Source organism: Lysinibacillus sp. NPDC093688, assembly GCF_050280145.1.
GTDB classification, from domain to species: domain Bacteria; phylum Bacillota; class Bacilli; order Bacillales_A; family Planococcaceae; genus Lysinibacillus; species Lysinibacillus xylanilyticus_B.
Map to the genome: position 1 here is coordinate 66,883 of NZ_JBNNUX010000005.1, position 18,959 is coordinate 85,841.

General features: G+C 38.0%; 22 protein-coding genes. 2 read left to right on the forward strand and 20 right to left on the reverse strand.

Annotated features, from left to right (window positions below; genetic code table 11):
* Positions 1-71 precede the first annotated feature (71 nt).
* Positions 72-293 carry a transcriptional regulator gene (locus ACQKN2_RS06275; protein WP_427414327.1) on the reverse strand — a complete coding sequence of 74 codons (222 nt, stop codon included), beginning with the start codon at positions 291-293 and terminating at the stop codon, positions 72-74.
* 162 nt (positions 294-455) lie between these two features.
* On the opposite strand from ACQKN2_RS06275, the gene ACQKN2_RS06280 reads away from it, so the two are divergent.
* Positions 456-1,469: a hypothetical protein gene (locus ACQKN2_RS06280; protein WP_427414206.1), complete on the forward strand. Its 1,014-nt coding sequence runs from the start codon at positions 456-458 to the stop codon at positions 1,467-1,469.
* Between the two features lie 219 nt (positions 1,470-1,688).
* Positions 1,689-2,552 (forward strand): copper amine oxidase N-terminal domain-containing protein, encoded by an 864-nt coding sequence (locus ACQKN2_RS06285; protein ID WP_427414207.1) that lies wholly within the window; start codon positions 1,689-1,691, stop codon positions 2,550-2,552.
* Positions 2,553-2,614: 62 nt separating this feature from the next.
* Here ACQKN2_RS06285 and ACQKN2_RS06290 read toward each other — a convergent pair whose 3' ends face one another.
* The 19 genes from ACQKN2_RS06290 to ACQKN2_RS06380 form a co-directional block, all read right to left on the reverse strand.
* Positions 2,615-3,340, reverse strand: coding sequence for a peptidoglycan recognition protein family protein (locus tag ACQKN2_RS06290; protein ID WP_427414208.1), 726 nt, complete (start codon positions 3,338-3,340; stop codon positions 2,615-2,617).
* Positions 3,337-3,741: a phage holin family protein gene (locus ACQKN2_RS06295; RefSeq protein WP_427414209.1), complete on the reverse strand. Its 405-nt coding sequence runs from the start codon at positions 3,739-3,741 to the stop codon at positions 3,337-3,339. Before ACQKN2_RS06295 ends, ACQKN2_RS06290 begins: the two co-directional genes overlap by 4 nt.
* A 144-nt stretch (positions 3,742-3,885) precedes the next feature.
* Positions 3,886-4,464 carry a hypothetical protein gene (locus ACQKN2_RS06300; RefSeq protein ID WP_427414210.1) on the reverse strand — a complete coding sequence of 193 codons (579 nt, stop codon included), beginning with the start codon at positions 4,462-4,464 and terminating at the stop codon, positions 3,886-3,888.
* 97 nt (positions 4,465-4,561) lie between these two features.
* Positions 4,562-5,713: a siphovirus ReqiPepy6 Gp37-like family protein gene (locus ACQKN2_RS06305; protein WP_427414211.1), complete on the reverse strand. Its 1,152-nt coding sequence runs from the start codon at positions 5,711-5,713 to the stop codon at positions 4,562-4,564.
* A gap of 50 nt (positions 5,714-5,763) precedes the next feature.
* Positions 5,764-5,874 (reverse strand): CD1375 family protein, encoded by a 111-nt coding sequence (locus ACQKN2_RS06310; protein WP_427414212.1) that lies wholly within the window; start codon positions 5,872-5,874, stop codon positions 5,764-5,766.
* Entirely contained in the window at positions 5,874-6,293 is a 420-nt protein-coding gene (locus ACQKN2_RS06315) for a hypothetical protein (protein WP_427414213.1), read from the reverse strand. The genes ACQKN2_RS06310 and ACQKN2_RS06315 overlap by 1 nt, the downstream gene beginning before the upstream one ends.
* 13 nt (positions 6,294-6,306) lie before the next feature.
* Positions 6,307-8,532, reverse strand: a complete 2,226-nt coding sequence (locus ACQKN2_RS06320; RefSeq protein WP_427414214.1) for a hypothetical protein — start codon at positions 8,530-8,532, stop codon at positions 6,307-6,309.
* A gap of 10 nt (positions 8,533-8,542) precedes the next feature.
* Positions 8,543-9,406, reverse strand: a complete 864-nt coding sequence (locus ACQKN2_RS06325) for a phage tail family protein (protein WP_427414215.1) — start codon at positions 9,404-9,406, stop codon at positions 8,543-8,545.
* 19 nt (positions 9,407-9,425) lie between these two features.
* Positions 9,426-13,997 (reverse strand): hypothetical protein, encoded by a 4,572-nt coding sequence (locus ACQKN2_RS06330; RefSeq protein ID WP_427414216.1) that lies wholly within the window; start codon positions 13,995-13,997, stop codon positions 9,426-9,428.
* Between the two features lie 5 nt (positions 13,998-14,002).
* Entirely contained in the window at positions 14,003-14,314 is a 312-nt protein-coding gene (locus ACQKN2_RS06335) for a hypothetical protein (protein WP_427414217.1), read from the reverse strand.
* A gap of 35 nt (positions 14,315-14,349) precedes the next feature.
* Positions 14,350-14,826, reverse strand: coding sequence for a tail assembly chaperone (locus ACQKN2_RS06340; protein ID WP_427414218.1), 477 nt, complete (start codon positions 14,824-14,826; stop codon positions 14,350-14,352).
* 65 nt (positions 14,827-14,891) lie between these two features.
* Entirely contained in the window at positions 14,892-15,659 is a 768-nt protein-coding gene (locus ACQKN2_RS06345; protein ID WP_427414219.1) for a phage major tail protein, TP901-1 family, read from the reverse strand.
* 43 nt (positions 15,660-15,702) lie between these two features.
* The gene (locus ACQKN2_RS06350; protein WP_427414220.1) at positions 15,703-16,146 is read right to left on the reverse strand and encodes a DUF3168 domain-containing protein; all 444 of its coding nucleotides are present in this window, start codon (positions 16,144-16,146) and stop codon (positions 15,703-15,705) included.
* Positions 16,143-16,559 carry an HK97-gp10 family putative phage morphogenesis protein gene (locus ACQKN2_RS06355; protein ID WP_427414221.1) on the reverse strand — a complete coding sequence of 139 codons (417 nt, stop codon included), beginning with the start codon at positions 16,557-16,559 and terminating at the stop codon, positions 16,143-16,145. The genes ACQKN2_RS06350 and ACQKN2_RS06355 overlap by 4 nt, the downstream gene beginning before the upstream one ends.
* Positions 16,559-16,882, reverse strand: a complete 324-nt coding sequence (locus ACQKN2_RS06360) for a phage head closure protein (protein ID WP_427414222.1) — start codon at positions 16,880-16,882, stop codon at positions 16,559-16,561. The genes ACQKN2_RS06355 and ACQKN2_RS06360 overlap by 1 nt, the downstream gene beginning before the upstream one ends.
* Complete coding sequence (locus ACQKN2_RS06365; RefSeq protein ID WP_427414223.1) at positions 16,869-17,195, reverse strand: phage head-tail connector protein; 327 nt, start codon at positions 17,193-17,195, stop codon at positions 16,869-16,871. The genes ACQKN2_RS06360 and ACQKN2_RS06365 overlap by 14 nt, the downstream gene beginning before the upstream one ends.
* A gap of 8 nt (positions 17,196-17,203) precedes the next feature.
* Entirely contained in the window at positions 17,204-17,362 is a 159-nt protein-coding gene (locus ACQKN2_RS06370; protein WP_427414224.1) for a DUF7302 family protein, read from the reverse strand.
* 13 nt (positions 17,363-17,375) lie between these two features.
* Positions 17,376-18,239 (reverse strand): P22 coat protein - protein 5 domain protein, encoded by an 864-nt coding sequence (locus ACQKN2_RS06375; RefSeq protein WP_427414225.1) that lies wholly within the window; start codon positions 18,237-18,239, stop codon positions 17,376-17,378.
* 29 nt (positions 18,240-18,268) lie between these two features.
* Complete coding sequence (locus ACQKN2_RS06380; protein WP_427414226.1) at positions 18,269-18,931, reverse strand: DUF4355 domain-containing protein; 663 nt, start codon at positions 18,929-18,931, stop codon at positions 18,269-18,271.
* Positions 18,932-18,959: the final 28 nt, after the last annotated feature.

Consider the following 18,959-nt stretch of genomic DNA (forward strand, 5'->3'; position numbering starts at 1 on the left):
ACGCTGTAATGATTGTATTGCCAAATCCAATATAACAAATTTGTGTAAAAGGCTTCGTTATTCCGATTTAATCATCCTATTTCACGCTTTCTTTGAGAGATTGGAACAACTGCCAAAACATTATTGATAATAAAGGTACGCTTTGCTTGCCTCGTGAAACAAAATGCTTGAAAGGAATCACCCATAATTTTTATGATTTTGATACGTCTTTTTGTTACCTCACCGGACTTAGATACATACATCATATACACTAATTGATTTCGCTGCATTGCCTTTAATAATTGTTCTTTCATCATTCCACACTCCTTAAAACAAGAACGTTAGTTCGTAATTATTTTAGAACAAATGTTTGCATTTTGGCGAGTGGGAAATTAATGGTAGATATTACTTATTTTTAATTGTACAATTAGTCTTATATTTCAAATTTCCAAAATAAGTACTATGAGGTGGTATAAGTGTTACGTATAGTAAAAATGAAGTATGATAATATGTTAAAGCTTACAAATTATTTAAGAGAAAAAAACTACTTCCAACGTGAAGAAGAGGATATACAGATTACTTTTAATGACCTCGAATTCATAGAACCCGCAGGTGCTGTTTTACTGTTAACAACTATGGATAGGATTAAAAAGTTGGAATACGATTATACAATAGAACCAATTGATGGTTTAACTCAAGATGCTATATCATACGGAACCAACATGGGAATCTTCCAAAAGTTAGGCGTATCTTCTGCTCCAAGTTTTAAATCCGGAGGGACATATTTAGCACCAACTAAAATTGTTTTAGATGAACTTTATGAGAAATTAAGCATTTCTAACATTACAGTTGAAGAATATTTTGAACAAATAGCTGAAAAGATTGTAGGTAAAGCCCTAGATATTGCAGAGTCATCTATGGAAGTAAATGAACTTTTCGTTTATGTAGTTAGAGAAATAATAAGAAATATCTTTGACCATTCAGGTTCCACTCATTTTTACTATGCACTTCAATGTTATAGAAACACTAGTAAAGTTGAAGTTGTTATTGCAGATGTAGGTGTTGGTTTCAAAGCAACCGTTCCTTTTGATGTGGAAGAAAAATGGTTTGATAAAGATACTGACGAAAATGCAATTAAAAAGGCACTAATACCTGGTCTTTCAGCTCACACAAACCATGCATACGCACCGGAAGACTATAAAAATTCAGGATATGGGTTAGCTCTTGTTAGTAGAATAATTCAAAAAACAGGTGGACTATTTAGTATTGCATCTGGACTAAAATCAATCACTTTCACATCTAATTCAACGGCAACATCAGATTGCGATGTAAACGGGACGGTTATTAGGATGAGAATTAATTTAGATAAATTATCTGACATTTCTTTCGATGAGTTATTAAAAGATGCTCAAAAGGAAGCAAAAGAAAAAGGTTACTCCGATACTCCATCAACCGCTTCAAAAACATTGAAGAGTAAAGTTTTAAAATAATTTCATGGTCCAGGCTCAAAATTAATTGGGAACCTGAACCTTAATTTTTATAGAATGAATTTTGACTACAGAAATCAATAAACTCAAAACATTTCTGCTCTACCCCTAATTAATGCTGAAACAGTAAGGAATTAGTAAATTACTAAAAGATATATCCTGAAATTAATATTAATAGTAAAATAATGTTTATACAATAAAAGAAAAATTTGGAGGTTCTTTATGAGAAAAATAATTAGTCTTACATTTGGATTATTGATTGCATTTATTTTTATTACAACTACTCCTACCCTTGCCGAAGAAAACACTAAAACTATTGAGGGTGCAGTAATTATTGAAGGTAGAACGTTATTACCATTGAGAAGTATCTTTGAAAGCCTTGGAGCAACAGTTAATTGGGATACTAAGACAAAAACAGTGATAGTAAAAAAAGGAACTACTAAAATAGAATTACCTCTAAATTCGAAAAAAGTAAAAGTAAATGGCGTTACGAAAACACTAGATGTACCAGCTAAGTTAATAGACAGTAAAACAATGGTACCAGTTCGATTCGTGAGTGAATCTTTAGGTGCGGAAGTTTCTTGGAATAAAGAGAATCAGTATGCATTGATTAAATATCAAGGACAACAAATCAAAGTGTTAGCTCAAAATAATAATACAAGTTATTTGATGGATACTAACAAAATGTATACATATAAAACCGTTGAATCTGATCCTTCTGGAAATATTATCGATACCTCATATTTAACAGTTAAATTTGTTGGGAAGAAAGGTAACGCATATACTTGGTCTAACAATATAACTTGGAAAGAGGAAAGTAATGGTTTATGGGTAGATAACGGGGATGGCTGGGAAAAATACTTGTTGTATCCAGTTAAACAAGGCGCCACATGGAAAAATAACGATGATTGGTATGAAAATAATATCATCTCAGTATCAGAAACAGTTAAAACTTTGGCAGGAACGTTTAAAAATTGTGTAGTCGTTGATTATAATTATCAAACATTAACTTTTGCAAAGGGGATTGGATTAATCAAAGTAGAGGCACGGGGCGGATATGTTGTTGAACTTGCTAGTATTATATAAGCTATTATTTTAATTAATATACAAGGAGAGGCTGTCAATGACAGCCTCTTTATTTTTAAAATTTAATTACTACGCTGTGCAGCGATAAGTTTTATTCCTTCGTAATCTCCACTAGTCATTGTGCCAGCGTCAAATTTTTCAAGCCATGATTTATCAATCAGTTTTTTGTCTATTGTTTGTTTAATGTGGTCACGTACTGCATCTTTAGTTGTTTCGTTGGTGAATTTCATTGTATCATCATCCTTTTCAGTTGGTTTTAGTTGCTCATTCATCCCGTTTAGTATGTCTAACTTGAATTGTTCCTCTGATATACCCATACTCTGCAGATACGAAAATGGATCTCTATGTGTCGTGCCTTTTAAATTGTCCGTAATCCAACGGTGTGACTTAATGCCGTTACCTACTCCATCTAGCACAACAGGTATTCCAGCACATTTAGCAAGTTCGCGCAATAACCAAATATATGCTGCATAATCCTTTTTAAATTGCTCCATATCATTTGTACGAGCTAATTCTACTTGTGCACAACAATATGGATTACCTTTAGGGCCACAACCGTACTGCACTTTATTAACTGGCGCAACTTGTACAATTTTACCGCCACCACCTACCCAGTGCGAGGTGAATGCATTCGCCTTATTACGATTCATGTATGCAATTTCCTTTTCCAAAGCGTCGGGGCCACAATTGTTTGGATTACCTGATTCATGGGCAATGACGTATTTAGCAGCTGTCAAAGCATAGTTTGGTAAACCTGACATCAAGCGTTGTTCGATAACATAAGTCATTTCACTTCACCCTCTCCTGTTTTATCCTTTACGATGGATAAAATATTTTTAATAAAGTCAGGCATTGGTAAGCCCATCTTTGTACCATTTTCCGTGATAGAAATAAATTCAAGTACACAAAATGCGATGGCTGCCCCATCACCTGCGTACTCGATACCTGGAATCACTAGCGATAGTAAATACACTGAACTTACTAGCATTAAATAATAAATTTTTCGTATGATCCCATTGAAACCTACCCGACTGTTTAGGTTTTGATTAACAACTCCACTCATAATGCCCGTTGCATAATCAATAGCCATGAAACCTATTAAAACAGTTACAGCCATTCCTAATCCATCTACCGAATATGAAACGATTGTGCCAACTGCTCCACTTACTGCTGCAATCCATCTTTCCATCAACATCATTCCTTTGCTCTTTTTGGTAAAAATAAAAAGCCATGAGAAGCATCGAGAATCGGTAACATGTACCGTTGCCCATCTCGATTGCACTCATAGCGCATAATAAAAGCACCCTCATTATTGAGAGTGCTTAGACTTAGATTAACCTCTAATTTCTGCTTTGATTTCTTCAAATTGCTGACGTTCATCATCGCTCATATTTTTTTTCATAGTACTCAGCATTAACTTATCCTTTTCTCTAAGCAATATTTCTCTTTCAGAAAGGCTGAAGTGCTTTTCATATACTTTTTTCCACAGCTTTAACTCTTTTTCAGCAATTTCAATATAGTTAGGTGCTTGTAATCTGTCTAGGTTTGCAAGAGCCATTTCTTTTACTTTATTCACGTCTCTTGATGACTTTTCTACATTAGCTAGTAAATTTTCACTATGCCTAATATCATTATCTCTATTAGATATATTACGATTTAATATGGAGTAAATGTTAAATAAAATCCCATCTACAATTATTTCCTCGAATATTGCAGTTGATTTAGACAATTTAATCAAATGTTTTTCTAACTCTTGAACTGAATTTGTTCGAAATTCTTTACTATCAAAATCACTATAACCTATTTGCATACAAATAATAGAAATTAACCAATCAAAATCGGTAATTCTTTCATCACTAACTTCATGATTCCACTCTTCCAAACATTCTCTTAATTCTTTGATATATACCAAGATTTTATCTCTCCCTTCTTCAGTTTATAATTCGACAAAAGGTAATGATTTCCTTCTAATTTAGACAATAAAAAAAACGCTAAGCTTATACTTGCGTCTATTTCTTTAACTCATATTTGAATGCATTGATTTCACGTCTAATTTTGCTGATAAAGGTAGGTTTATCATTATCAAATACAACCTCAATTTTCCGTTTACCATATTCGTAAATAATTTTCGCTGCTGTAATTTGAGTGTCCATCGTGACACCCCAGCCGTTATCGCAAACGGTCACCATGTCCCCTATACTGTAATCTCTATCTAATACTAAACGTGATGTAGTAAGTATCTGTCCGCCAAAATAAATTTCTTGAGCATGTTCAGATAGCTTTTCGTTACCACGCTTGTTTAAATCAGCTACAACCTTTTCGACTGGAAGTGGTTCCCCTTCTTCATCCTCCTCTGATACATCTCTTGCATCTACAAACATTTCATAACGATCAGCACCTACAGCATCGCCAATTGAGATAATTGTGCGTTCCACACCTTCACCTTGCCCTGCAACGACCGCAAAATTTTTGAAATCCAAATCACTTTCGGTGTATTCAAGCGATTCGATTGTTCCAAACTCTGTCGAGAAAATAGCTTGTGGAAGCCCTGTTTGATTGGCTACTAAGTTTCTTCCTTCTTTCACAACGAATACAAAACGCTTATTTTTAAAATCAAGCTCAATGTTCCACCCTAAACCGTGAAGCTCTGATAACTCTTTTAGCTTTTCATTTAATGCATCGTACCTCGAATTTTCTTCAATGACTGGACCTCTATTTTTGTTGGTACCAAGGACTAATCGTGGGAAGATACGAGCCGGATCGCTCGGATTAATCGTTTGCGTGTTCACGAAATGCCTCATTACTGTTTCTACATTGCCTTTCACACTTTCGTGGGTCTTACCCGTTACAGGATAAATAAGACGTTGAGACGTAAAGGTTTTTAATGATAAGGCTTTAATAGTCCAGTTTTCTGTTTGTTTGCCGTTTTCATCGAGTTCTATTTCTCGATGCCTAATGATATATGCTTGATCTAAACGGTTGTATGGAAAGATGATATTGCCTTTAATCAGCTTGTCAGCATGTTGTAAGTATCGGTTGATTCGAAGCTCTAACACTCCAATGTCTGACCATGAGATACCTATTTGTAATGATGTGTATCGGTCAACCTCGCCAAGTAGGTTAAATTCATCGTCAATGATTCTTAAAGGGATGTTTTGCAAGTGTTTTCTCCTTTCAAAGACATAAAAAATAACGCTAGCTTATGCTGCGTTTACTTGTTTTCGATATTTAGTAATGTTTGTACAGCTTCGCGCCACAATAACGGCACCTGATCCACTGTTCGCAAATTCATTTTAATTAAATCCCAATATAATTTTGCCATTATAAAACCTCCTTGTTTGTTAAGGTCTCTACTAATTCAGCGACAGCTAGTTGATTCTCTATTTTGTCTCGTTGTTGTACTTCTGCTGATTCAGCTATTGCTAGTTGCAATTCTTTATTTTCTGCTTTTACGGTGGCTAGCTCTTCTTTCATTAATTCCATTTCAGTCTTCGGTCTTTCTTCGTATTCGTACCACTGTTCGCCAGTTTGTGGGTTGACGAAATGTACGAACAACTTATCGTTAGGTTCTGGCTTAAGCTCTGATTCGACGAATACTCCACCCATTTTTTTGATATCTTCTTTTGAGATTAGATTACCATTGTCATCCGTAATCCCGTATACTGGGTCGAATGGTTGGTAATGCGTGCCTGCAACTAATGCCTTTCCTTCTGATACTTCTCGTGTCCATAATACAATCATTTAAAATTCCTCCTTATTTTAGGGATACATACCAATCCCATTTCCTAACATTTCCGTTTGAATATGATCCATCTGAATGTGTTGAAATAACGCTATCTGTTAGTGCGTCATATGCTATCCCACCAATTGCGTCAGAATATGAGTATGTGTCCTGTGTATAGATATGACACCAAGCTAAGTTCATTGGGCCAGCGGGGGAGCCAAGTCTACCATATATAAGAGCTTTAACATTATCTAACGTAACATTACTTTGCCAACCCCAGTAGAAATTACTAAAGAGCCCAAAATATACTCCTCCATTACCGTCACTACATATCTTTGCCAAACCATTATATTGCGTGCCCAGTCGACTTCCGAGTGATATATATCCTGCTGGACGTGCCTGTCCGTTTGTCATAATCGCTTGGACCCAACATAAAGTACTATTGCCTGATTTTTTGCTATATACTACCGCAATGTCGCCATTAGTCAGTTCCGCAAGGTTACCCATATAACTGGCATTAATGTCAGTTAAATAGCTCCATGTTATTGTAACATTTGACTGAGTGTCGACCCCAGATATTTTATGAACTTTCATTCCGTTACGCTCGGTAGAAACAGCAATGTTTCCGTCCGATAACAATATTAGGTCAACAATACTCTCATCTGCTAACGATTTCGACCACATCTCATACCCAGCTTTAGCGTATTTTTTCACCTCGTAAGTATCTGTACTACCGCTATTATATCTACGAAGGGCTATATAAGCATCCCCTTTGTTGGTAACAACAGGACATGACGGACTAGCGGTCTGATAGAAATTACCTAATGCTGTTTTTTTGATTAGTTCCAGTTCTGAACTATATAGTTGAATAAACGTATCATGAATCCCACCAGTAGCGAATACTATGTAACTTCCATCTGGAGAAACATTAAGACCGCTAGGTTGATAGCTAGTGTTATCATTAATGGTTATTTGTTTTAGAAGAGTACCAGTTTTAGAATATTTAGTCACAGTAACCGTATAATTATTACGACTATCGGGTCCACTAATGATATATACATTTCCATCTTTATCTACTGCTGGATGGAAAGAACCTCCGTAATATGCATTCGACGCTGTCCATTGTGATCTCCATCCAGCAGTAACTTTAGACGCGGGTATCTTGTCGCCTACATCGAATTCACTCCCTTCACCCTGTAAGATAAAAGCCGTACCACTATAACAAACTGTATAAATACCACCAGCTTTTAAACTACCAGAACTTAATGCTGCACCACCATTCTTAACGATAGGTTTCGCACCCAAACCGTTAACGTTTAATGTAACTGCGCCAGTATTTGCCGTTGTATTTTTGAAACGTAAGGTAAAAGACTCTAATAAAGTAGTTGGCCCCTTTGGTAATGTAACGGATAATGCATTAGATCCTGTAGCAATTCCGTAATTATTATGTTTCACCACATCAGCTAAGTGGGTATCAACAGTTTTTCCTAAAGTATCAACCGTTTGCTTTAGAGGACCCACTGTTTGCTCTAACTCTGCTATTCTAGCTGCTAAATTAGCTGCTACATCACCACTTAGAATATCTTTGATGGATTCAAACCATGTTAAAAATTCTTGTTCCTGTTCAGCTTGCCATATCTCAAATTCATTTTTCTGTTGTATCTGCCACGCTACTAAATCATTCTCAAGCGTTTGCTTCTTGTTATTAAACCAATAATCCCATTGTTGTTGAAACACGCTTGTTGGAACGCTGATAAGCGAATAAACGATACCACATAAATCTTCTTTCATACGTTCATCTACAAGTTTTAATGGCTCTAAGGATGATGTATTTTTGGTAAGTCGAATTTGAGCTAACGATAATTCAAATACGTATTGATCACGTTGTAAAGTTGGTGGAACAGGATTTGTAGCTGATACCCCTTCTTTTACAAACAATCTAATGTATCGCGCATTGTTACGTTTATCCAAACGTAAAACAATACGGTCAATGCGGTCTAAATTCGGCTCAGGTAAACCGTGTGTTAAAAATAGTGGTAGTGTATTTTGATATTGATAACCCTGTATTAACGCCTCTCCTGCCTCAATATACGTTTGCATGGTGCCTGCATTTACTTTTACTTGTAAGTTAGGTGAGCCGTTCTTATGTAACAGCCCACTCGATAACACGTTAGCGAAGTAATCAGCAAAATCACTTGCGTAATGCCATCTCTCATCCCCTGGTGCACTATTAAAAAACTTAAATATTTCAGCCATGTTTGCCCTCCTATACTGCGTTGTAGCGTTTATGGTAGCTGATGTTTACGACAGCCCCTTGTACATCGTTGTCAGCCGTATAATTAATGTCGTTTTCACCTAGCTGTAATTTGAAAAAGATACTATCTAAATCAAGCCAGTTTGTTACGTCTCTACGTGCTCCGTTTACACCAACAAATTCAACCAATTTTACGTTAGGTGTCGTATCGATGACCATCTTCTCGCCTTCAGCTAATGTTTGATTGACCTTGATAAACTCTTCTTTGGTTACATTTTCTATTTTCGGATTTTTAGCAGGACCATAAAACTCGATATATAGTGGTGCTTCCGCATCACCATCGTTGTTGATAATACGTCTATCTCTCTGCATCCCCATCTGAAAAGGACCACTGAAGGGAAACTGAAATAACGGTTTGAATGCTGGTTCTTCTTCAATTTTCAAACTGCGCCAATACGGATCTGGTGCCACGAAATTTATCATGGTTTTTTGTAATGTTTTAGCTCGACCACCACCATCCGGAAAAATCGGCACACTGGATGCAACTACTAAAATTTCTCGAACTAAATATTCATTCTCATAGCGTAAAGTGCCGGGACCTAACTTCGGGTTAACAATGCGCGCAATCTCTGTTCTTCGCCTTGATACAGTTTCATAACCACCATCATCCACTGCATTTACGATAAGAAACGTAATGTCTATTTCACGTTCCTCAAGTAGAACATCAATCAATGTGCTACCGTCCTCGTATGGTACCCGTTGCATTTGTATATTGGTTGGTACATCACCAAGCCCTGTAATTTCTTGCAAATAAAAAGGAGGACCGCCAAATGTGACGACCTCTCCAAAACGATTGGTATATGTGACTGTCTCCACTAGACGACCTCTCCTTTAATTAATTGAAAGCCAATTGTTGTGCTACTTTTTTCAATTGACGCGCATTCTCTGATGGAGATAAATGCTTCGGTGAATGTAAGTGTACCTCTTGATGCACACCTTTATCATTTGTGCCTTGTCCACCCTCACCTTTTATCTCAACATCTACTTTTACTTTGTGTTCGATCTCAGTTTGGATGGCATCGATTGCACCACTAATATCGCTGATAATATCTCGTACCTCGACATGTGGTTGAATCCACTCGGCTACTCTTTCAGCAGCTTTAATGGCATCCGATTTCATGTCTGCCATACCAATGATGATACCCTTAACTAAGTTATGGCCGACCATCTTTTTACCCCAACGACTTGGTGAGTGGATATCTAACGCGCCTTCAATAGTAGCTTTGATACTTTCGGCAATTGATTGAGCTTGAGCTAGCAACGATGGTGTCATATCTGACAACCCTTGTTGCATGCCCTTGATGACGTTAGCACCGATTTGCGGCATCGTCGCAACCATCGCGTTAAATTCATTAACTGTGCCTGTACGTACTTCTTTAACTTTTTTAGCCCATTCTGCCTTATAAGTATCCAACTGCGTAGCTGTTTCTGCCGTTAATTCATCAATCTTCTTAGCTGTTTCTTCTTTCATTCCAGTTAACTCTAACTCTGCTTGCGAGCGTGCTAGGCTTGATTTCTCTTGCCATAAGGCTACGTATTCAGTTAGTTGAGACTCACTCAAAGCATTTAAAGCTGCTATCTCCGCAGATGCAGAAGGTCCTAATGCTTGAAGTTCGGATAATAACCCTTGATCAATGTTTCTAGCACCTAAAGCTTGCAGATTAGCTGCCCATTCTTGGAATGCTTGATTCTGACCTCTCAAGTTATCAATCAACTTTTGGCCGGATACAGCAGCTTTCTCTTCCATTTCATCAAATAGTCCTACAACGCTATATAAAGACTGTTGTCGCGATTTAACTGCATCTTCATATTCTTTGGTAAGCGCTTTGGATCCATCGATAAGTTTTTGATTAGCCTCTTGGATTTTGGTCGTATATTCCTCATTGAGTGCTAATAGCTTGTCATGAATTGCCTGTTTCGTCTCTGCTACTTTATCTTCGTAGTAGATTCGTTCTTCGCTTCCTTTGGCATATTGTTTTAAATACTTCTCATAAGCGGCGAGCTCTTGTGTAAGTGACATTTGATTGTACTTCTTTACACGATCAATAAAATACTTCTCCGTTTCGAACTGCTCCTTCAACAGTTCAGCCATTGCTTTATTGTAATTATTTTGTGCTATAATACGTTCTTTCGTATTTTCCTTAAACAATGTTGTAGCATATTTCCAATACCCGGCTTGTTGTTCAGTAGACCACAATTCGAGTGATTCTTTGTTAGAAACAAACTGTTCTAATGCATCCAATGTTTCTTTTTGTGATTTACTTCTCGCTTTTGCAAGTGCATCAGCTTCTTGCTTCGCAAGTTTTTCACGATTAGCTGCCGCATCAGCCAAGATGTTATTGATACGTTGTTGTTGAGATTTAGTATTTGTTTGTGTCTTTTTAGATGCAGAAGCTTTAATGACAGCAATCTGTTGTTCGGCCTTACGATCAACTTCAGCACGTTTATTAGCATAATCTTTTTGGATGGCTATTACATCTGCACCTGTATTTGATGTTGCGTTTTTAACAATATAATTGATGTTATCCATTGCTGTTTTGGTCGTTGTAATAGACTGACTAAAATCAGGGATTGTTTTTTTAACCATTAGATTTACAGCATTTTTTACGACATTTGTTGTACTTTCAATCCCTTGAGCAACACCGATAGGAATCCATTTAGCAATGGCTATCATCACACGTGATGGTGAGTGAATACCTAAAGCAGACTTTACCCAAGATGGAATTAAATCTGTTAAATTGCTTAATGCTGATGCTACAGCTCCGAATGAATCTGTAATACCTTTGATCAAGCCGTTTATGATGTCTTTACCAATCTGTAATAGGTTGATATTTTCCAGGAATGTCTTAGCTGCATTCCAACCTGTTTCAATTGCTGTTTTAACACCATTCATTGCAGTTTCAACAGTTGTTTTAATCCCATTCCATATAGAACTTACAATCGATTTAATACCATTTAGAACTGAAGATATTACTGATTTAATGGCATTCCAGATTGATGAAACAACACTCTTAATACCGTTAAGTACGCTTGAGATTACACTTTTTATTGCGTTCCAAACGGATGAAACAGTACTCTTAATATTATTTAGTACTGAGGAAATAACGCTCTTTATTCCATTCCAAACCGTAGTGACAACAGACTTGATAGCATTTAGAACCGTTGTAATAACTGATTTAATTCCGTTCCAAACACTAGATGTTGTTGACTTTATAGCATTTAATACTGATGAAATTGTTGATTTAATAGCATTAAAGATTGTTGTTACAACTGTTTTAATAGCGTTTAAGGTATTTGTAAAAATACCCTTAATAGCTGTCCAAACAGTTTGCATAAGTGTTTTAGCGGTGCCTCCAAATGCTTTTAATGGGCCAAGTAATTTACCAACAAAATAAAGATTAATTACACCCCAAATGGCTTGTACTGCTCCACTTAAAATCTGTTTAATACCTTCCCAAACACCTTGCCAGTCTCCTTGGAACAGAGAAGAGAATGTTTTGATGATCCCGAGAATAATATCAATTGCACCCTGGATAACGTTTTTAATAGCTTCCCATGTCGAAACAATTAATGCCTTTACGACTGGCCACACAAACTGCATGATAGCACCGATTGCTGACATTACTGTTGTAACAACCGTACCTATTGCATTCCAAACGGTTGATGCGGTAGCCATAATACTTGATTGGTTTTCATTCCAAAATGCTGTGATTTGCGTCCATACTGACGTAATCAATGCACCGATAGCTGTTACTACCGTTGAGATAGCTGTTTTAATAGCTTCCCATACAGTTTGAACTTGATTTCTGAAAGTTTCATTGGTTTTATATAACCCTACAAATATTGCAATAAGAGCTACTATAGCTGCGATGACTAACGCTACAGGACTTGTTATAAAACCAAAAGCTGCACCCACCATTTTTAATACAGGACCTAATTTTCCGATTGTCGCACTAAAATTAGAAAACAAAGGTACGACATTTTTGAATGACTTACCTAGAATCCCAACTAATTTCCCACTACCCTTAAATAAGGTTCCAAAAGCAATAAAGTTAGGGACGATAGCAAGTAAAGCTCCACCAAACGAAATAAATCCAGCTATCAGGACACCGATTGCACGGTTACCTTCCATCGCTGAATTTACAAATTCTAATACCTTATTTGCAATCTCGATAATCTTAGCACCTAAAGGAGCCATACCAATACCGAGGTTAACTAAAAACTGTGTTAGATTTCCGATTAACTGTATAACACTAGGTGCTGTTTGATGTACATAATCAATAAACTGTTGGAAACCTTGGTTTTGACTTAGTGTAGCCGACCACTCTTTAAATCGAGCCATCATGTCTACAAGTCCATCCATCATACCTGAAGATGATCCAGCAAATGCGCTAAAGAAGTAAACAACTCCTGCGATTGCGTCTCTGAAAATAGCACGAATCTTTGGCATGTTTGTATTAACATAGTCCATAAATGTTTGGAATTTAGCGCTACCACTTAACCCATTTGCCCACTCAGCAAAACGAGCTGTCATTTCCTCGAAGCCTTTTGCAGTACTTGCACTTAATGGTGCAAAGGCTGTAAGCATTGATAACAACCCTTTAAATACGTTTCCAAATGAGCTACCGAACGTCTCAAGCATTGGACCACCTGAGGTATTAAGATACTCCAAAAAGTTCTGAATTGGCGGTGTGCCTATAGCTGTATTTAGTTGAGCCATCAAGTTAGCAACTGCTTGTGCGCTTGATACAAATAATGGTCGCAACTTATTGAGTATGGCGTCAGTTGCTTGCATACCACTCGTAAAGGCTTGCAAGACTGGCTTTTCTGTCTCTTTTACAAGCGACTGATATGTGGTCTTTACAGCATTAAAAGAATTTTTAGCTTGCTGTTGAACCGCATTTAGCTTTGCTTCTTCATCAAATAACTTTTTGATTGTTGGAATCGCTACAGCAGCAAATGCTCCGGCTGCTGCACCAGCTGCCATGAATGCTCCACCTAATGCAAATGTAGAGCCAGCGACTACACCTATCATTGGACCTAAATTCGCAATAGCTACAGCAACATTAGCTAGTAAAGGTGCTAATGCCGGGAATACGGTCATCATTGTACCCATTACAGTGTGTTGCATTAACTCACCAAAGGCACGAATATTTACTGCAATCCGTTGAATTTTCCTTTGGAAGTCCTCGATACGCGCCTCGATTGGTATGACAACTTTGTCTCGTGATAAAGCGAGCATTTTTGCTTTTACTTCGGCTGTTTTTCGCTTAAACTGCGCTACATCCGCACCGATGTCCACTCGAACATCATTGGCCGCGCTTTTAATTGTGCTTTGTACTTCTCGCATCTTTGCCATAAATTCAGTGATACGAGCACCAATCTTTGCCGTAAAGTTTCCGTTCATCTCTCTCACCCTTTCTTACTTAAATTCTCAGCCCATTTCTGCATTGCTTTTTGTGCCTTAGCATGTCGTGTTGTATCAATCTTCTTCGACTCTTTCCAAGCGTTATCACCGTCGATGATTCGTTTACGAGCACTTTTTGCGTCAAACAAATCTTTCTCAATGTTCAGCTTTTTCTTGTTGGATGCGATTCGATTAAAAACAGCCATACGTGCCATGTTGTCGTAGTTATCAATGACCTGTAACATTGCACCTTTCTTAAACGCTTTGTACTCATTAGGAGTCCATGACATGATTAGATCCACGTCATAGATACCCATGTTTTGCGCTGCATCGGTTAAAACTTCAAGCCATTCTAGTCCGTCGACTCTGTTTCCTCGTCCAATAGCTCCGCCTTCGCCTCTAACATAATTTGAGCGCCCTTCGCGTTCTCTTCTTTCTCCTCGTCCGTTTTGCCCATTTCTTTGAACATCTCTAAGTTCTTCCAAAACGTCTTGGCATCTCTTTTGAAAAAACCCGATGAGTCGATTTCACGGAAGGCCTCTTTGAATAGCTCTTCTGTACCTTCATCTGTTTCGATACGAGCTTCTAACGCTTCCTCAATATCCTTAATTGTTGGGCGCCCTTTAGAACCTAAATGAGCTAAACCACAATCCCAAAAAGCTATTAAAGCGTCTAGATTAAACTGTAATAGTCCTGTGTAAATACCATTAAAGCCCCCGACATCATTTCCATTTTCAACTTTTGGGTTATAATTTTTATCCGCTGAATTTTTAAAAGCAAATCCAAATTTCGCATCTTGTTGTGTTCCTGCAATTGTTAATGTAGCCATGTGTAATAGCCCTCCTAATGTTTTATAAGTAAAAGAAAAAGCACCCATAAAGAGTGCTTTGATTATTAAGCTGTAACAGTTACTGCAACTGTTGTTGTTTTACCGCCACTTGCCGTTGTAATTGTTACTGTTGCTGAACCTTCTGCTACACCTGTAATAAGCCCTGTAGATGTGACAGTAGCGACAGAATCGTCACTTGATTTAAATGTAACGTTTTTATTCGATGCTTCAGCCGGAAGAACAGTAACTGTAAGTTGACGCGTACTTCCAACCACTACCGAAGTTGTTTGAGGTGACGCAGAAACACTATCCACTGCAACACCTTCCGTTTGTTCTTTACCGAACTCACCCGTTTTCTCACCAGGTGCTTCAAATCCATAAGTTGCAAATTCGATAACTTCTGGCGGTAGTGGATCTAACTCACCTTTTTTCGACTTACCGATAACTTGTAGAGTTGTCGATAGTTCTTGGAATCCATCACCAGGACTAGAATTTTCTACAGACTCTACTAACGTATAAGCGAAAATAGAATCATGCTTACCATTCGCATTAAGTTTTAAATCCACTTCCCAGACTTTTAGTTGAACTTCATTGTCAATAGCATCTGCGATAGCTTTTTGTCCTGGATCGTTTTTGTCACCAAACATGGTTGCTTCAAAGCTTTCTGACGATTGTCCATAAGCTAAAATACGTCCGAATTTTGTTTGTTCGTCAACAAGCTCATTCTCTTTTGAGCGTGAGTTTTCAGTTAGGTTACCTAATAAGTAACCATCAGTACCTAATGCTGCGGTAGCAAGTTGCACCATCAAAATTGTATCTTTACCGTTTTGCATTTGTAATTTCCCTCCTAAAATAAAAACAGCCCCATAAGGACTGTTAGATGTTTTGTACTTTGTATTGAATTGTTAAAATGCCATGCTTTACACCGGGGCTATTATCGTCTATAACGCGAGATTCACGTCTAGTGATGTCTAACACCTTCGCTCCTGACATCATGTAATTTCGAGCCATAAGAACCTGCTGACAAGCAGATAACATCTCGTATACCTTGCGCTTACCACTATAATTGTCATTATCCTTCCACCAAGCGTGCATCGTAAATGTGATCGTTTCGATATTGCTTGTTTTTGTGTCAAATGGTGATGAGTACGGCTCTGAGATTGTTACGTAAGGATAAGGAGTATTCTCGTCTACTGCATCATATACACCTAAATCCTCATCATCCTTACGTGTGATGTTTGTTAAGGCCTCACAAGCTGTTAACTTCTGATAAATAACTTTCTGTAAATCGAAGAAAGGCAAGGCATAGTATTCCGTCATAACCCTAATCGCCTCATTTCTTTCATGAAATAATCTCTTCCAGCATCAACAGCAGGACCCCAGAATGGTTGAGCTTTCATACCGTCTGTTTTTACATAACGACCAAGTTTAGTGCTGTAGTATGTCCATGGTGTTTTACGACCATTTCCTTTCTCTGCATAAATCCCGGTTCCCCATTCCACATAGACTGCGTATCCCACGCCTACCGTAACTTCGGCATTGTATTTACCTATCATCTTCATTTCGATAGAGTCACGCAAGCTACCGTCATCAACAGGTGCAAGTGCTTTTGCCTGAGTCTGAATAAGCCTAGCAGTCTCGTAAACTACGTCCGAAACATCATCAAGCAAACCTTTTTCGAATTGCTTAGCTGCTTTTAATAGTTGACGGCCACTGAATGTAATCTTAGCCATTATTCAGTCACCAACTTTAACGCAACGCGCATGATTTCGTGTTGTCCACCTTGGTCTTCAGGACGGCCAGCAAAAGCGTATATTTCACCTTCATAGCGTAGCCGCATACTAGATGTAAGGTCAGTTCGATATTCGTAGTACATGTAACGCTCTAATGGATTGTTCAATTGCTGTGCGTAATACTGATCCTTGCTCGTTGGTGTGTCTACGAAAGATTCTATGGTATCAACAGGAACCCACTTTGTTATAAAGCCTCCAGCACCGTCAGATACCTTTTTCTTCTGAACTACTTCAACTTTATGAGGAAATTCATCGTAAGGCACGGAATCTCACCTTCTTATAAGGGCGTAAATATGTCCAGATAGCTTTCGGAAACTCAGTATCATAGGAATACGAAACTGTCCCCATAGTGCGTCCCTTTAGACCTGTTGATTGTGTATTAAACTGAATTGCTTTAGCAATGAACAAACGAACTCCCTGAGGCATATCAGAAGGCTCCCACTTACCGTTACAATGGTCTTTTGCTACATCAAATAATACAGGAGCCATCGCACGATAAAACGCATCATGCTTAGCTCCAGTAACTTCATTTAACTGTTTTAACTGCTCAATTTCTTCTTGAGTGGGTTGCCACATAAGACCACCTACTTGTCTGTTTCATTGTCAGGTTCAGATTTCTTTGTAGCTGCACGTTTAGGCTTTGGCGCTTCTACTTCTTCAAAATCTTCTGTACGCAAAAGACGGGCACCGTGTTCCTCAGTGACCGCCCATGTAATATCTGTTTTTAAGTTTTTAACAAACACTTAGAACCCCTCCTTACTCTGGACGTTTAGCAGATAGTACTGCTAATGCTTCTGGACGTGTCACTTTGGCACCGTATAAATGGAGGCCTTTAACTGCATCAGCGAAACGTTTCTCCATACGGTAACCTTCTACTTGTGCTGCTTGCTCTGCGTACGTCCATGCCATGTTATGGCCAGCAATAATTTTTGAGTTTGCTACAACTCCTGAGCCTGCCTCAACAGTAGGAGCATTGTTGGATTTCATTAATAAGAAACCTGCAGCACGACCTACAACACCATTAATTAAACGATCGTCAGCTGGTAATGCACCTGAACCAACAAAGCGATCATCTTTTAATAGCAACCCTTCAAACCAAGGTGGAAGAACGGCAAAACGCCCCACTGTTGGAATGTTTGATTCATCCAGTTTAGTTGATAAATCAACAAGGTACTCATAAGCGTTAGCTTTCGTCACTTCAATCGGTGCCGCATCAGTACCAATAGTATTTTTCGCATGTACATAGTGGGATGCAATGAGTTGATCTGCTACATTTGATAATGCATAAGCAGCTTCACGCATTGCTGCATCCATAAGCTTTGGATTTTGTTGGATTTTATCTAAATCATCAATTTGGAAGTTAAAGAATTTAGATTGATTAATTACAAGATTTCGTGTGTGGTCTGAAAGTTCTTCAGGATCTACCATATCTTTGTTACGAGTGTAATCACCTACTGATACAGCACCAATACCGTTGATTTTCACAGTATCACCGTAAGACTTGATTTCACCTTCATAATCACGATTAATAACACCAGCTTGACCGAATACTAAAGACTTTTGTAAGTTGTGTAATAGTCGAGCTGACCAGATTGTTGGAATAAAGTTTGATGTTGACATATTGATATTTCCTCCTTACCGATAATCGGTTATAGTAATTTGTTTTTAACGATTTCTTCCCAGTTGGCATTGATCTCATCAGGTGTCATTTTCATAACAGCTTCTTTTGTCAATGCTGTAGGATTACCGCCTTTTGGTGGTGGTGGCGTTCCACCATCTTTGAAGCGTTTGTCCACTTCTGCTTGTACAGCTGCATTAAATTCAGCCTCAAGAATACCTAAGTTTGCAGTTGTATTTTCTGCATCCTCACCAACAAAGAACTCTACTAATTTACTTGGTAGGCTCTTTCCAGTAGCAATGGATAGTGCTTGATTGAAAAGCTTTTCATGTGCAGCTTCTTTTTGTGACTGCTCAAATTGTGTTTTCAACTCACGTAACTGTTTAGCTTCCTCCGATTCAGGTGGATAACGCTTTGAAATTTCCTCTTCTAGTTTCTTTGGAAGAGTTTTAGTTTCATACGTTTTAATTGCTTCTGTAACACGAGTATCCGCAAAGGACTGTAAATAGTTCTTACCTTCTGCATTTTCGCTCAGGAAAGCTTGAACCGATTCAAGTGTCAATGAATCCCCTTGACCGTCTCCGCCATCTCCTGGAGGAGGATTATCCCCTGGAGGGTTGCCCTCACCACCATCTGCAAGCATCTGAATATCTAAAGGTAAAAAGGTTTTAAGATTGAATGGATTGTATTTCATGATTTCCTCCTTGCCCAATTTAGTTATT